Here is a 15,413-nt window from a genome sequence, read left to right on the forward strand (position 1 = left end):
AAAGTGAGATGAAGATTTAATAAAAATTCGATAAATTAAGCTAAAACAGGGGGAGGTCTCACAGAAAAGACCAACGTAAAAGAAAGAGCTAGAGATCTATTGTTGTAAAATAGATATTTTTGATAATGTAAGTCGTGAAGCGCGCGTTTTAAAATATAACTGTCTTGAACGATACAGGATTTAGAAACATCATTCTTATTAAAATTGGGAACTGCAGTTGACCGAGAAGAATATTTTGATCGAAAATAACGATCAGAGGAGCCAGGGGCCTCTACGACCTTTACTAGGAGATGGGCCTTTTGTTCTTCATATTTTTTAAGTTGGGCTTTGACCTTTTTCAGATCTGAAGCATCCTTTTTCCTCTGGTTCTCTTTGATATGGGACGCAAAGTTCCTTCTACCATCTTTAATTCCTCCTTCACTTTTTACAATTAGTTTCCGGCTACCATGTTTTTCTCCAACGATCGTTATAGAACCATCTACCTTGGTGCTGTTATTGACGATATAGGCATTGAAACTTTCATCTGTGGAATAGATCTGTGCACCTCCGATAACCGAGATAACGTCAGGACCCTGTCTTTTGCCGTCGGAAATTTTTTGTGCTGATAATAGGCTGGAGTGAAAAACGAATAGAAGTGATGCAATAGAATACAGCGAAACACTGGAACCCACGAAGTAATTCAGTATATATCTGACCTTAAAAATTGAGTGGGAAAAATTATCCAATCATCTGATTTTGTGCTGGGTAAAATTAATGATAATATTGATATCTTGATAAGTTTGTTAAGATTTTAACATAAATATTATTTTTTGGGCAGATAATCGTGCAGGACTTATACAGATATTAAGGGTCTAAAATAGAGAGGACATATTGAAAAGTTTAGTGGATAGATCATCATCGGTCCATTGATAGATCATGGTATCTTACTTTTCTTATTTCGACGGCGAAAAGATCAGGTCCCTCTGAATGACATTGTCATAGGTGGCGCTCCTAGCATCAGCACAAAACATCTAAAATCAGAGCTACATGAAAAGATATCCTTTCTTCAAATGACAGCGGAATTCATTCGTATGGCAGTACAGCTGGTATTGATCCCATCTATAATGGCATCTTGATATCATTCAATCCGTTTGATTATTTATACCCAATGTTGATAGTATCTGTGGTGTATCGCAGGTACAGTATTTGTTAAAGTATGATGAAATTTAGTAAACACCAAAATATCACCATTATGAAAAAAAAGGATCTTTCAAATGAAAAATCACATCAGCTCGAGGATCATACGACAGATAATTCCGATCAGGCGCTCACCACCAATCAAGGTCTAAAGATCAACAACAACCAGGACTCCTTAAAATCTGGGGAAAGAGGACCAAGTCTGTTGGAAGATTTTATACTCAGAGAAAAAATTACCCATTTTGACCACGAACGGATCCCTGAAAGGATAGTTCATGCACGAGGATCGGGAGCACACGGAACTTTTAAACTCAATAGAAGTCTTGCAAAGTACACGAAAGCTAAATTCTTGTCAGAAGAAGGGAAAGAGACGCCGGTATTTGTCCGTTTTTCTACCGTTGCGGGAAGTGCAGGAAGTACGGACCTTGCGAGAGACGTCAGGGGTTTTGCCATTAAATTTTATACGGAAGAAGGAAATTATGATCTTGTCGGAAATAATATTCCTGTCTTTTTCATTCAGGATGCAATGAAATTTCCCGATCTGGTCCATGCCGTAAAACCTGAACCAGATAATGCCATACCACAGGCCGCATCAGCTCACGATACATTTTGGGACTTTATTTCGTTGATGCCGGAAAGTATGCATATGATCATGTGGGCGATGAGTGACAGGGCGATCCCGAGAAGCTACAGGATGATGGAAGGTTTTGGGGTCCATACCTTTAAATTCATCAACGAAGCAGGCAAGATGCACTTTGTAAAATTCCATTTCAAACCAAAATTAGGTGTGCACTCAGTAGCTTGGGATGAAGCAACCAAGATCTCTGGAAAAGATCCGGATTTCCATAGAAGGGACCTTTGGGATGCCATCGAGAACGGTTCTTTTCCGGAATGGGACTTTGGTGTGCAGATCATTCCAGAAGAAGATGAGCACAGATTTGATTTTGATCTTCTGGACCCGACCAAACTGGTCCCGGAAGAGGAGGTACCGGTCGAGCTGGTGGGAACACTGACGTTGAATAGAAATCCAGATAATTTCTTTGCAGAGACCGAACAGATCGCTTTCCATCCAGGACATCTGGTGCCGGGAATCGATTTCAGCAACGACCCTTTACTTCAAGGCAGGTTGTTCTCTTATACCGATACACAGTTATCTAGATTGGGTTCTCCCAATTTCCACGAAATTCCGATCAACAGATCGATCAATACCGTTCACAACAATCAACGCGATGGCCATATGCGTCAGCAGATCTCCAAAGGTAAGGTAAGCTATGAACCAAATTCGATAGGAGGTGGCTGTCCATTTCAGGCGATGTGGAAAGACGGCGGATTCGCATCACAGGAAGAAAGGGTGGACGGTCATAAAGTTCGCGCAAGAAGTCAGAGTTTTGTAGACCATTACTCTCAGGCAAAATTATTTTACAATAGCCAGTCTGCTCCGGAAAAAAAGCACCTTCAAAACGCCCTGATATTTGAATTGTCAAAAGTGACCATTCCTGCGATCCGTGAGAGGGTGGTCGGTCAATTGGCCTTTATTGATAAAGATCTAGCAGCTTTGGTAGCCAAAAAAGTAGGTGTTGAAGTTACGGAACTAGAACAGCCTAACGGCAGTATTCCGGCAGATGCAGATCCAAAAACGCTTCAAAGCGTTGAGAGGGAACCGTCGACAAAGAGCTCCGATGCGTTAAGTATGAAAAATACGGTCAAAGACTCAATAAAAAGCAGGGTGATCGGTTTCATCATGGAAGATGGTGTCATTGCTGCGGATGTCAATTCCTTAAGGTCAAAGTTGGAATCCAAGGGTGCCATGGTCCAGATCATCGCTGGAAGTCTATCACCTGTCACAGGGGATGATGGCAGTAGTTTTACCCCTAAGCATTCATTGACGAGCACGGCAAGCGTCTGTTTCGATGCGTTATATCTTTGCAGCGGAAAAAGATCTTCTGAAAATCTATTGAATGAAGATAATAGACCAGGAACGATCCTTTTTGTAAATGAAGCCTATAAGCATTGCAAGGCCATTTATTTTGGAACGGACACAAATGAAATATATAAGGCGAGTGAGGTAAGCAAAAAAACGCACGAAGATCCGGCCATCATCATTTCCGGCAGTAAAGGTTCTGATGAAGCTTTTATAAACGCTGTAGCAGATCATAGGGTCTGGGATTTGGAAATGGAAAGGAATAATCCATCATAGACCAGAATAATAATTTCGAATTACCAGAAGAAAAGGACCGCTAAGAACGGTCCTTTTCTTTGAAAAAAATTGGCCGATCCTTTTATTATTTCAAAGGCAAACCACTATTTTAATGATATTCTTTCACAAGAGATCTATTTACGTAATCAACAGACATCGAATTATTACTGAATTCAGCACGCACCATTATTATCCAGATCCCTTTCTTCACAGTGGTGATTTTGTACAATGGTCATTTTTAGAACTATCTTCTGGTTCCTGCTGCTTATGATATCCATGATGTTCTCTGTCATGCCGGAAAACTAGGTCAGGTCCTTCAGTTCATCGATCAATAGGCGCACCTGGCAAGGTCTTAGTTTGTCATCAACTTTCAGATCATCGGAAAGACCGGTTTTCACAATGACCATATTCTTTTCTGGGACCATGATAATGAATTGGCCCAGGAATCCATAAAAGAAACGGTGTTTTAAGTTGTGGTCATCATCTGCCCAGACGGAATAACAAAAAGCGTCATTTTCGTTTGTGGGGGTGAGCATCCTTTGAATATAACTTTTACTGATGATCTGTCTGCCATTCCAATTTCCGTCCTGCAGTATCAATTGACCTATCTTTGCAAAATCCACTGGAGAAGCATGGATGCAACAAAATGCTTTTTCAAGACCTTTCTCATCTGTACTCCACTTTGCAGGAAATTCCATACCTAGAGGCTTCCATATCCTCTCGGAGAGGTAATCTGCCAGATCTTTTCCTATGGCTGCTTTCAATGTCAGCCCCAACAGCTGCGTAGAAACACTTTGATACTCATATTTTTTCCCTGGCATCTCTTTAACTTCCACACTTAAGGTCTGCTCTGAAAGATCGTCAACAAAATACTGTTTTGCGTTAGGCGCAAAAGGGTGGTGGTACTCCTCATCCCAGTCCATACCAGCCTGCATGGTCAACAGGTGTTTAAATGTCAGATATTTCCCATAGGTACTGTCTTTATAGGCTGGGAGAAATTCAGATATAAGTTGATCTTCAGACGTAATATATCCATCATCAATTGCACAACCTACAAGCATTGCAAGAATGCCCTTGGCCATTGAAAAAGAATTTTGAGGAATGAATGCCTGATGATCTTTCCAGTATCGTTCAACAACAATCTTGTTATTCCGGATCATCACCAATGAAGATGTTCCTGTTCTTTTCAGATCCTTCAGCAGATATGCTGAAAGCTCAGTGGGATTGCAGCCACCATCCTTTGCAAAGCCTTGGGCATGCTGATTTGTGACAGGGTGAGCAGGGAACTTTTCACCATCATCATTTGAGGGAGTTAAAGATCCCCTCTTAAAGTTGGTAAGGATCGCTTTGAAAATATAACCGTATCCTGAAATATAGATCAGAGAGACCAGTGCCGTGAATGTACCGGTAAAATAAGCCCATTTCTTGTTCATATATAAAAGGTGATAAATAGTGTTCGGTCTATCGCGGGACCTATCGATCATTAAATCCTAATGACAAAAGCTTTCAGTTCCGGCATCTTGCCATTTTTGAAACGCCATACATCACAATCGTTGTATTCTGTCCATCCGCTTAATGCATTGAATAATGATATCCTGCCTACAGCTGTGAGAGCGTCATTTTCTCCGATTGGTTGCTCCATTTCAGATCTGGGAGGTTGGATGTGGTTTTCCATTATATAATGCTGTACCTGAATTTCCCATATAAGACCTGTTCACCAACAAGATTCCATATGACATCGTCTGTCAATAAATTAATGAACGTATCATAGTCACCTTCAGAAATTGCCTTGTTGGCTTTGATCAGGATCACTTTATTATTCATACTATGGTCAATATTTGATGCGATCAGATCCGATGTAGCTATTCAAAGCTTATGCCGTGCGCCCGTAAGATCATTACTGTATTAATAATTATTATTTTGGTGAAAAATTTGATATCGACCTGTTAAGAAAGATCAATTTCATAGTTTAACAGATCTTGTGATGAGGGCACGAGTGTGTCGTCATTAAGAATGACCAAAATTTTATCCATATACCATAGGGATGAAAAGTTCAATTTGTTTCTCCCTCTTCCTTTCACTTTCGTTGTCATTTTTTAATAAGAAAGAACACATTTTCTGATGGCACACCAACCCATATTTATTTCTAGGCTTAATTTTTGTAAAGAGAACGATACCAATCACTAACCAATAAAAAAATATTATCATTATGAAAAAATTGATCCTAACCTCTATGGCACTGATCGCGATCATGGCTTGCGAAAAGAAAGAAACGACAAATGCAAATAGCTCAGCTGACAGCACAGCGGTAGCGGCTGATACCACCGTCACGATGACCGATTCCACAGCAGTAGCTCCAACTACCGACCAGAGCAGATCTGAACTGACAGATCAGGACAAGAAATTTGCAGATGCGGCCGCACAAGGCGGGATGGCAGAAGTGATGCTTGGTGAACTTGCATCATCTAATGGGACCAATGCCTCGGTAAGATCTTTGGGCGCTATGATGGTAAAGGACCACGGCAAGGCTAATGAGGAACTCAAAGGCTGGGCTTCGGCAGCCGGATATACATTACCAAGCGCAGTCAATGCGGAGCAACAGAAGACCTATGATGAGCTGAAAGCTAAAAAAGGCGCTGAGTTCGACCGTATGTTCGCGGAGGTAATGGTGAACGATCACAAAAAAGTCTTGGCAGCGTTCAAGAAAGAATCTACGGATGGCAGTGAAGCGTCCCTAAGATCATTTGCCACAAAGACCGTTCCCACTTTGGAACACCATTTAATGGAGTCCGAAAAAACAAGATCGGCTGTCAAATAAGCTGATCGGTCCACACTGGTCAATGAAAATGACTTTATTATTCTATAAAAGAAGAGATCCATTTTCGTCTTTATAAATTTTTCTTAGGACAGCTATGTGTTTTTTTATCTAAAAAACTTTTCGTTAAATATAATGAGAGACCAGATATCTGGTCTCTCCTTATATTTAACGAATTTGCTTGACTGTTATCTTCATTTATTTCCAATCTATTCAGAAGCGGTTCCGTAAGTGCTTCAGATCATTCTCTATTATCAGCTAGTGATGTAGGTCCTGTAAGTGCTGGACCGTTCAGCAGTTTACCATTGTTATCGAATGGTGACCCATGGCGAGGGCAGTCCCGAGATACCTCAGAGGGATTCCATTTGAGTGTACCGCCAGTATCGGGACATATAGTAAATGATAGGTGTACTGCTGCTTTTTGATCAAAGTAAGCTGCATTGGTTTTGCCTTCAAACTTGACGATTCTGCCAGTTCCTGCGTTGGTCTCCTTAAGTTTCTCTATTGAAAACTTCATCAAAGAAACCGGATACGCTTGCTAAGGGTTTGAAAAAGCTGCGCGAGTCCTGATTCCGAGTCATCAGGAAGGTCCGGAATGATCAGTAAGGTCATCGTACCGACTGTCATCCCGTCACCCGTAAGACCGGTCACAATGTAAATATGGACTTCTCCGGGCATTCCGCTTGGAAATGCCCAATACGGAAAAATATTTTGAAGGAGGATCGACCTTCTACACTATCGAACAGAAAGTAAGAGTTGGCTGTCATAAAAATATAAACTCAGAGGATGACGTTTTGTATCCGACGACGCAAATGTACTGTAACTATATCTTATCTGTGTGATGAGATCAAGTTTGGATAAAATATAGATCTATATGTTCACCCTTTCTGACCGTTATCTTTTTTTCGTCAAGCAACTCAAATAATAAAGGTCCCAATAACTCTCTTTTTATTTTGGTGGCGAATACTATTTCGGAGAATGTCGTACCAGCACCTAACCCGAAAGTATCAAAACGGCTTTGTAAGAAATCAAGGATCTGTTGTTTCACATCGTAAATTTAAAACTTAATTGTAATTTAGCAATTGTTGCCGTAATTTAAAACACTGTGTGATCTTTTTAAGTTTCCAACTCTTTATCATTACTTTATGTGAAGGTCTTTTTGCCATTTCCTTTTGTACTATTTCATCAGTAATGATCGATTCCGACCAAATTCTTATCTAAGAACGTCGTTCGATCATATCAAGCGGATCATGATCTAGTATAGTTTATGAAAGGACTCCGTACAAGTGATGATAATAGATAGCGTTAAACCGCATATTTTCCTTATCTGAAAATAGTGTGTTCAATATGTGGTACTTTTTTTCACATTACAGACACGACCCTATATAGCTCATCTTGATTCTTAAGGTCCATCTTTTTGTAGACCCGTTGATGTCTTGCCTCGATCGCCCTGATGGTCGAATTGGTGAATTGAGAAATTTCTTTGATACTAAAATTCATTTTGATCAATGAACAGAAATTAAGGTCTGAGATATTAAGGTCGGGATATTTGTCTTTAAGTATTAAATAAAATGATGGATATGTTTTCTGGAACTCTATATGAAAAGTATTGATATCTTCTTTTGCTAGGAAAACTAAAGTTTTTACTGTATCCGGCTCAACATCGGATTGCAACTTTTCGTAGGATACAATATCAATTTGAGGGGTGGAAATATTTTCTGGCGTAATTATTTCGGCTGTATTCTTTTTTTTGCCTTGCCTTCTAAAATGAACAATTGCCACCAAGATCAAAATAATGATAACCGCGATCGTGAGAAGGAAAGCTCTTTCTTTTAAAAATGATATTTTTTCATTTGTGTCAGAGACCTTCTGATTGATCCGGTTGATAAAATTGACATCGCCTGATCTTTTCTTCACAAAATCAAGACTATCCAAAAGATGTTTGTACTTTTTCGAAAAACTGGCTGATTTTTCAAAATCATTGATCTCTACGTATGCTGCTGCGATCATAGAGTAGATCTCATATTGTCTGTGAGAGTTGTTGCCTCTAAGAAATTACCATCGCTATTATTGTCTAACCTATTGTTGCTGGAGCCTGTTTTTGCAATTGTCTTTGCTTATCTGTTTCTGTCAGAAGCACCACATATCTACATCTATCCAGGTATCATTTTGATCTTTATAGGTCTTTTGCGGGTCTCCGCAAAATGATGGTCACATATGGAATGTTGTCATCTTTATCACTTTTCTGTGCTAATTTATTATAAGATCTATTAAAGAGATGGTCGGTGAGAAATGATCCAATGTTACAATTATCGGTCCGAACTAAACATTCCAAATTTTAAACAAAATAAAAAACCTATAATAATATAATGCAATGAAAAATTTTTCATTTCTCATCATGGCCGTCATCACGATGTCTGCTTGTGGTGAAAAGGGAGAGGATGATTTTAAAGTTCCCAACGACCATTCTGTCTCGTCGAAAGGCATTCAAACATCTATCGATTCGCCGTCTGTTAAAAAACGTCAATTCAGAAACAGGTTCTATGAATGATCATTGCTAGTTTTTTCATGATAAAACCTGTACATTGATCCCAGGATAACTTCTTAATGATGATAATAGATCATCAGATCGATGGATCTGATGACTGAAATAAATTTTGTTATCCAATGTATCCTTTAAGATCACCTCAGTATGCAAAACTGCAGATAATGCGGTGAGTTCTGCCTGTCCTCGTTCACTTTGAAGGCTCATTTTTCTGACGTTTTCACCTTGCTTTATGATAATTTCAAAAACAGCCTGATCCCCATTTCCGCTGCCTCCAAAGATGGTCTGTCTCTGTTTCAGAGATAGTATATCAAAAATTCTCAATGATTGGAATGCACCCAGAAGCCAGGTTATCACCTTGGAGTCATAGGTCATCTTCACCGAAACGTTGGGGATCTTTTCAATATGATTTAAAATAAAAAGATCGGGGACATCGAAGTTGTAGGATTGTCTTGTCCCTATACCAAATGAAAAGTGATAGTTCTCAGAATTCAAAAAGTGCCTGACCGATCTCCTCTCATTATCCTTATAGCACACAAATGGCCTTGCCACATTTTCTGCCATAAAATGAGCAGAGGTCTTACCCGCTAGATCTTTTGTTGAATAAAAGACGAAGAGTTTGGCATCATCGATCTTCCTAGACCTGTCAGCTAAACTCCCGACCAATCCAGGAACGATTCCACCCATCCATCCTGAGGAGAAGACGATCCTACTGTTGACAGGTGCGGACCTGGCGATAGTGTATGCTTTTATGAGGTCCGGGGTCGGCTTTGTAATATCAAGATAATCAATTCCATTCTCGATCGCAAATTTCAGAATATGATCTTCCGGATCATTGACCGACAGAATGATGAGTGTGATTTTGTTCTCGAGAATATTTTGAAATGAATCAGGATCATTGACATCAACGAAAATATTTGTCATTGAATTGTTGGATCTGCGGCTGCCTACCTTTATGGACAACTTGGGATCTCTGTCCTGTAAAATTCTTGCGATCGTCTTCCCGACAATGCCTGTACCTCCGATAATTAAAATATTTGACTCCATTATTTTTTTTTTACAAAACTACAGGGTCCCTATATCCTTGGACAGGACATTTGTCTAAAAAGAAACTTCTTTTCGGATCCGGCTCAAATGTCTTTGAGTGATCCCCAAATATGAGGCTAAAAACTGCAATGGAATTTCTTGGATATAATGAGGTTGTACTGTAATGAGCTCATTGTATCTCATAGAGGCGCTGTCCCTCTGTAGCTGAAAAAATCTTCTTTCCAGCTCCAGATATTCCTGTTCTGCGATAATTTTCAAAAATTTGATCCAATTGGGATTATCGTTGAACATTTCCTCCAGCCTGCTTTTTTGAAAAACGGTGATCTCTGCATCACAGATAGCCTGAATGCTCTCTTTACTTACTTTTCCGGAGATGTAAGAAGAGTAGGAGGCCACAAGGTCACCAGGAAATCTGAAACAGTAGGTCGTTTCCTTGCCATCGTCTCCCAAATAGTAGGTGCGAAATATACCAGATTCTAAAAAAGCTATTTCGGTGCACTTTTCACCTTCCTTTACCAAGAACTGATTTTTGGTATATGATCTTCTTTCTACCAATGACATAAGATCGCGAAGATCACTCTCTGATAGAACATTGAAGCTGTTGATGTAATTTAGGACCATCTAAAATAAAGTTTGATCCCGAAAGTTACAGTTATGGAGCCACATCTAAGATATCTGTTCATAGAATTTTGCTGTCCTGTGATGTGGCTGAATTGAAATTCGAGAGATGCGCTTGCACCAGGTCCATCATTTTGCCAAATTGTTTTTTTATGTTCGTTTTTATAACTTCAATTTATCAAATTCGTTGTCTGTCAAGTTTTGGATGTTTGCGGTTATCCTTTCAATATCCCAATTCCACCATTTTAGTTCTAGTAACTTTAAAATCAGTTCGTCGGAAAACCGCTTCTTGATCACTTTGGCAGGATTTCCCCCGACTATCGAATAGGGCTCAACATCTTTTACAACTGTAGAATTTGTCGCAATGATCGCTCCATCTCCAATCGTTACTCCTGCCATTATTGTTGCATTGTAACCGATCCACACATCATTTCCTACATTTATATCACCTTTTTTTGGATAAGATCTATTATCCATTGCATTTTCCCAGCCGTTCCCAAAAATTGCAAAGGGATAAGCTGTCAAACTGTCTGTCAGATGATTTGCTCCATTCATTATAAACTTGACGTCAGATGCGATCATACAAAATTTTCCAATGATCAGCTTGTCGCCAATAAAGTCAAAATGATATTTTACATTTTTCTCAAAATTTTCAATATTCTCGAAGTCATCATAATAGGTATAGTCGCCCACTATTATATTGGGGTTTTTTACAACATTCTTCAAAAAGCAAAGCCTGTCGTAATTCTCAATTGGAAATTTAATGTCTTTATTGGGACCTGTCATAATTTGATGTTAGATAAAGATAGGATCTTAGATGACTCCTGAGGATCTGGTACAGCTGCAGACCAAGAAAGTCTAAATTTTTCTTTTAAATAAAAGATATCAAAGATACAAAACAAGCTCTAGATCATGCCTCAAAAACTGGAAATACCTGAAGTATCTATTGATCAGTGGTCGAAAGGTTATCTGGTCGGCAACTTCTTTTTACGGCATTCTCAAATAAATTTGCATTTTAAATCGTGAAAGGGAAGTTTTCGGTCTCTACCAATCACATAATAGCCAATTCCTTTAATCCTTTGTTGGTTGGTACTAATTAAAGGTCATATCAGTTTTTACCAATGTTATTTGCGAGCTCTGTAAATAGAGAAATGATATTTTAAATTATTTCTGATTCACAAAGATCTGCCTGATCATGCCACTTCCGGTGCCACTTGTGATCTGCTGTGCTTTTCCGTTCTTCCAATAAACGGCTTCAGATCCTCCGCCTGGAACTGCTTGATAACCTCCAACATAGATGTCATCACCGGAAATATCGAGGCTCAATGCAGCAGAATCGTCTGAACCCAATATGACAGGTGAACCATTCTTCCAATACTTTGACACAAGGGACTGGCTGTTAGGCAAGATGCCTGTTCCCGCAACATAGACATCATTTCCTTTCACTGCGATAGCCGTTCCACCCGCATACGGAGTTCCATCTTGAATTAATGTAGGAGTTGCCAGATTTTTAGAGTATCTGGTCTGTAGCTGTCCTGAACTGTTATAGACAACAGACCACATCATATAAACATCGCTGCCCGATACGGTAATATCCTGGGCATCGGCTGTGGTGGTCCGGTCTGACAGATCACTTATCTGACCATTTTTCCAATAGCAGGTAACAGGCGTAAGCCAGTTCTGCATTCTACGCTCCCCAATGACATAGACATCGTTTCCTACTACAGCTATGCCTGTGGCGATGACGTTCTGAGCTTCATCGGCAAGATCAACTGCTATCCCGTTTTTCCAATATTTTGCCGCATAGGTCGTTTCACCTGGTTTCATTTCCTGCCCTGCAATATAGACATCGGTCCCGTTGATGAAAATGTCGTTTGCATAGGCATCCCTTGACCCGTCCGTCAGATATGTGGCAACACCGTTCTTCCAGTACTTTGCAACATATCTTCCATCGGGGTTCATTTCGTATCCTACGTTGTGGACATCATCCCCCACAATCGCCATACCATTGGAGTCGGAGCTCCCAGAACCTGTACCTAATGACACCGCGTTTCCATTCTTCCAGTATTTGGCCTTGTAGCCTTCACGGCCTGTGGCATAGACCGTAGCTGTGGTAGGATCTGAAGTATTATCATTGTCGTCGTTGCTGTCGCACTGTACTGAAGTAATTCCTATGAATAATAGTAGTGAGGAAACAGATAAGAGAGATCTGATGGTCATAGTATGATATTTACTGGTCTCCTGTCAAAAAGTACGCCTAATGAGAACTAATTATTAAAAATAACGGACCGAATAAAGATCAAAAGGCTTTGAATTTGTTAGCATTAAAAAAAAACTTACTATGAAAACAGGATTGGTCTGGTTTAAAAATGATCTGAGACTTCATGATAATGAGGCTTTGACTAAAGCAATTGAGGAATGTGACAAACTTATTTTCTGCTATGCCATGGAAAAAAGCAATTATAAGAAACTGGATCTGGGATTTAAAAAATGTGATATCAACCGGTTCAAATTTCTTGAACAGTCTGTCGTAGACCTACAGGACCATCTGGATAAATTGGGTGGCCATTTGTTGATAGGCTCAGACTCTGCTGCTCAATTTCTACCCGAATTGGTAGAGAAATATGATGTTTCAGATATTTATGCAGAAGAGGAATATGCGAGCGAAGAGCTCGATCTGATCAAAGAAATTCAGGACATTTTGCCTAAAGTGAAATTTCATTTCTATTGGGGAAAAACGCTGTATCATAAAGACGATATTCCTTTTTCGATCTCAAAGATCCCGTTGTCAAGTAAAGCCTATAGGATTCCTGCGGGCAAAGAGTCGGAGCCAAGAAATACACTTAAAGCACCGGCAAAATTGAATAGTGTAAGAAAGGTAAAGAGTACAAAATTTCCATCATATAAAAAGTTTGGTTTCACAAAGAAAGAATATGACGCCGCAAAGCCGCTTTTAGATGGCGGAGAGACCAAAGCATTGGAAAGGCTTAAATATTATGCTTTCAGATCTGAACTCTTGACAGGATACCGTTGGACGCGAAACCAGTCACAGGTATTGGATTACAGTTCGAAATTCTCCCCATACCTGGCTTTAGGCTGCATCTCTCCGAGGGAAATTTTTGAGACAGTGAAAGAATATGAAAAAAAGATAAAGAAAAACCAAAGCACATGGTGGATCGTATTTGAGCTGGTTTGGCGCGACTATTTCACCTTCAAGGGGATGAAATTCGGTGATGAGATCTTCAAGACGAAAGGGTATAAGAAGAAGGAGATCACGTTTGAAAATGATAGGACAAAATATGAAAGATGGTGTGAGGGAAGAACGGGAATTCCATTTGTAGATGCACATATGAGGCAGTTGAACGAAACAGGGTATATGAGCAATCGCGGCCGTGTCAACTGTGCCAGTTACTTCGTGCACGATCTGAATATTGACTGGACATGGGGAGCTGCCTATTTTGAAAGTAAACTGATCGACTACGACGTTAGTTCGAACTGGATGAATTGGCATATGCAGGCTTTTGAGATCTACTATACAAACCCCATCCATCAGTCGAACAAATATAAGGCGCAGGATCTTATAAGGGAGTGGATCCCTGAGCTGAAACGCAAAAATGACATTGAGGTATTGATCCCTTGGGAATTCGATATTCCAGACTATCCCCAACCGATCGAGATCTTTTCAAAATGGGAAAGAGCTATTAATTTAATTAAGAAACTGAAAGTTTAGAAACTTGATCTCTAGATCATTTCCAAAGAGCCAAATATTAAAATAGAGTTAAATGCATGTTTAGAAGGCAATCTTGCGTAGTAATGTTTGTATTTTTATAAAAATGATATAGTTATTACTTCATATGACCTCTTTGCAAAACACTAAGATAAAAGCCATCTTTTTTGATGTGGACGGAACATTATTCAGCTTCAAGACAAGATCGATCCCGGAATCGACTACGAAGGCCATAAAGGATCTCCGTAAAAAAGGGATCAAGGTGATTGTTGCCACCGGTCGGTCGGTCAATGATCTCGACCATATAAAACATATAGAGTTCGATGGTTTTCTTACGTTCAATGGTGGTCATTGCACCACAGTTGATGGTCAGGTGATGTTCAGAAAAGTGATCGATCCCGTTGATATCAGAAATCTCATCGAGTACTCTCATAGATCTGATGTGAGTTTTTCATTGATGTATGAAGATAAGGTAAGGATCAGTCATGAAAGCCCAAGGGTCCTTGAACTATATAGCCACGTAGATATTCCAGTCCCGCCTTTATATGACAAGGAAGATGTTGACATTGAGAACGTCCTGCAGGTCAATGTCTTTATCGATAGTGAGGTCGAGGAAACCTTTATGCGGGAGGTCATGCCAAATTCACTGTCCTCAAGATGGACACCGCTATTCGCGGATGTGAATCCAGGGGGGATAAGCAAACTAGGAGGTATAGAATATTTTTGTGAATATTTTGATATCGATATGTCTGAAACGATGGCCTTCGGGGACGGTGGAAATGATATCTCTATGCTGAGGTCTGTAAAGATAGGGGTTGCCATGGGAAATGCTGGAGATAACGTCAAAGAGATCGCTGACCATATCACTGAAGATGTCGATGATCACGGTATAGAAAAAGCTTTGATTCATTTTGGACTTTTGGATCGAACTTCTTAAGATATGGCCCGATCTGGAGTCTAGTAGGTGAAAAGTTCGATTGGTCTTTGCTTTAGCTGCATTGGATCGAAAGACCAAGACCATTACAAAGGATATCAAGCTTTTCATTTTGCTTTTAAATAAATTTTGCCTTGATATGACCGGGCCTCTATCGTAATTCCACCGCCATTCACTTTTTCGACAAGTTCATCACTATACAGGACCATGTCGTCTTTGTTCTGAACATCGATCTTGAAATAGGGAGTAATAGAGACCTTACCATTCGTAGGTCCCAATAAAAACAAGAAAATTACCGTTGCGAAAACAGGTCAGTTCGATCGGAGCAGACATAAACAGAATTTGAACCCTGGA

General features: G+C 39.8%; 15 protein-coding genes. 6 read left to right on the forward strand and 9 right to left on the reverse strand.

All coding sequences use genetic code 11. The features are described from left to right. Window positions 1-35: 35 nt before the first annotated feature. Window positions 36-725 carry a hypothetical protein gene (locus BMW39_RS04265; RefSeq protein WP_074719295.1) on the reverse strand — a complete coding sequence of 230 codons (690 nt, stop codon included), beginning with the start codon at window positions 723-725 and terminating at the stop codon, window positions 36-38. A gap of 506 nt (window positions 726-1,231) precedes the next feature. On the opposite strand from BMW39_RS04265, the gene BMW39_RS04270 reads away from it, so the two are divergent. Next, on the forward strand, window positions 1,232-3,373 hold the full coding sequence (locus BMW39_RS04270; RefSeq protein WP_034978015.1) for a catalase: 2,142 nt from the start codon (window positions 1,232-1,234) through the stop codon (window positions 3,371-3,373). A 302-nt stretch (window positions 3,374-3,675) separates the two neighbouring features. Here the strand turns inward: BMW39_RS04270 and BMW39_RS04275 are convergent, their stop codons facing one another. The 3 genes from BMW39_RS04275 to BMW39_RS19285 are packed head-to-tail and all read right to left on the reverse strand — an operon-like array spanning window position 3,676 to window position 5,197. Continuing rightward, complete coding sequence (locus tag BMW39_RS04275) at window positions 3,676-4,806, reverse strand: serine hydrolase domain-containing protein (RefSeq protein ID WP_051880013.1); 1,131 nt, start codon at window positions 4,804-4,806, stop codon at window positions 3,676-3,678. A gap of 50 nt (window positions 4,807-4,856) precedes the next feature. Further along, a complete protein-coding gene (locus BMW39_RS19075) occupies window positions 4,857-5,048 on the reverse strand; it encodes a hypothetical protein (RefSeq protein ID WP_051880014.1) in 192 nt (63 codons plus the stop codon). Next, window positions 5,048-5,197 (reverse strand): nuclear transport factor 2-like protein, encoded by a 150-nt coding sequence (locus BMW39_RS19285; RefSeq protein WP_165569357.1) that lies wholly within the window; start codon window positions 5,195-5,197, stop codon window positions 5,048-5,050. Before BMW39_RS19285 ends, BMW39_RS19075 begins: the two co-directional genes overlap by 1 nt. Window positions 5,198-5,582: 385 nt before the next feature. Here BMW39_RS19285 and BMW39_RS04290 point away from each other — a divergent pair, with 385 nt between their 5' ends. Further along, on the forward strand, window positions 5,583-6,191 hold the full coding sequence (locus BMW39_RS04290) for a DUF4142 domain-containing protein (RefSeq protein WP_034977649.1): 609 nt from the start codon (window positions 5,583-5,585) through the stop codon (window positions 6,189-6,191). Window positions 6,192-7,550: 1,359 nt separating this feature from the next. Here BMW39_RS04290 and BMW39_RS04305 read toward each other — a convergent pair. After that, window positions 7,551-8,198 (reverse strand): helix-turn-helix transcriptional regulator, encoded by a 648-nt coding sequence (locus BMW39_RS04305; RefSeq protein ID WP_034977661.1) that lies wholly within the window; start codon window positions 8,196-8,198, stop codon window positions 7,551-7,553. A 21-nt stretch (window positions 8,199-8,219) separates the two neighbouring features. Between BMW39_RS04305 and BMW39_RS19705 the strand changes: the two genes are divergently transcribed. Next, complete coding sequence (locus BMW39_RS19705) at window positions 8,220-8,396, forward strand: EamA family transporter (protein ID WP_375600494.1); 177 nt, start codon at window positions 8,220-8,222, stop codon at window positions 8,394-8,396. A 166-nt stretch (window positions 8,397-8,562) separates the two neighbouring features. After that, a complete protein-coding gene (locus BMW39_RS19295) occupies window positions 8,563-8,739 on the forward strand; it encodes a hypothetical protein (RefSeq protein ID WP_165569359.1) in 177 nt (58 codons plus the stop codon). Between the two features lie 15 nt (window positions 8,740-8,754). Here the strand turns inward: BMW39_RS19295 and BMW39_RS04315 are convergent, their stop codons facing one another. From BMW39_RS04315 to BMW39_RS04330, 4 genes are all read right to left on the reverse strand, one after another. Further along, window positions 8,755-9,780: a saccharopine dehydrogenase family protein gene (locus BMW39_RS04315; RefSeq protein WP_034977664.1), complete on the reverse strand. Its 1,026-nt coding sequence runs from the start codon at window positions 9,778-9,780 to the stop codon at window positions 8,755-8,757. Window positions 9,781-9,834: 54 nt separating this feature from the next. Beyond that, window positions 9,835-10,401, reverse strand: a complete 567-nt coding sequence (locus BMW39_RS04320; RefSeq protein WP_034977667.1) for a Crp/Fnr family transcriptional regulator — start codon at window positions 10,399-10,401, stop codon at window positions 9,835-9,837. A 159-nt stretch (window positions 10,402-10,560) separates the two neighbouring features. Next, the gene (locus BMW39_RS04325; protein WP_034977670.1) at window positions 10,561-11,184 is read right to left on the reverse strand and encodes a CatB-related O-acetyltransferase; all 624 of its coding nucleotides are present in this window, start codon (window positions 11,182-11,184) and stop codon (window positions 10,561-10,563) included. Window positions 11,185-11,562: 378 nt separating this feature from the next. Next, complete coding sequence (locus tag BMW39_RS04330) at window positions 11,563-12,618, reverse strand: hypothetical protein (RefSeq protein ID WP_034977672.1); 1,056 nt, start codon at window positions 12,616-12,618, stop codon at window positions 11,563-11,565. Between the two features lie 121 nt (window positions 12,619-12,739). Here BMW39_RS04330 and BMW39_RS04335 point away from each other — a divergent pair, with 121 nt between their 5' ends. Together BMW39_RS04335 and BMW39_RS04340 are read left to right on the forward strand one after the other, a co-directional pair. Continuing rightward, the gene (locus tag BMW39_RS04335; protein ID WP_034977675.1) at window positions 12,740-14,128 is read left to right on the forward strand and encodes a DASH family cryptochrome; all 1,389 of its coding nucleotides are present in this window, start codon (window positions 12,740-12,742) and stop codon (window positions 14,126-14,128) included. Between the two features lie 124 nt (window positions 14,129-14,252). Further along, window positions 14,253-15,062, forward strand: coding sequence for a Cof-type HAD-IIB family hydrolase (locus tag BMW39_RS04340; protein WP_034977678.1), 810 nt, complete (start codon window positions 14,253-14,255; stop codon window positions 15,060-15,062). Window positions 15,063-15,413: the final 351 nt, after the last annotated feature.

Source organism: Epilithonimonas lactis, from assembly GCF_900110605.1.
GTDB lineage: Bacteria > Bacteroidota > Bacteroidia > Flavobacteriales > Weeksellaceae > Epilithonimonas > Epilithonimonas lactis.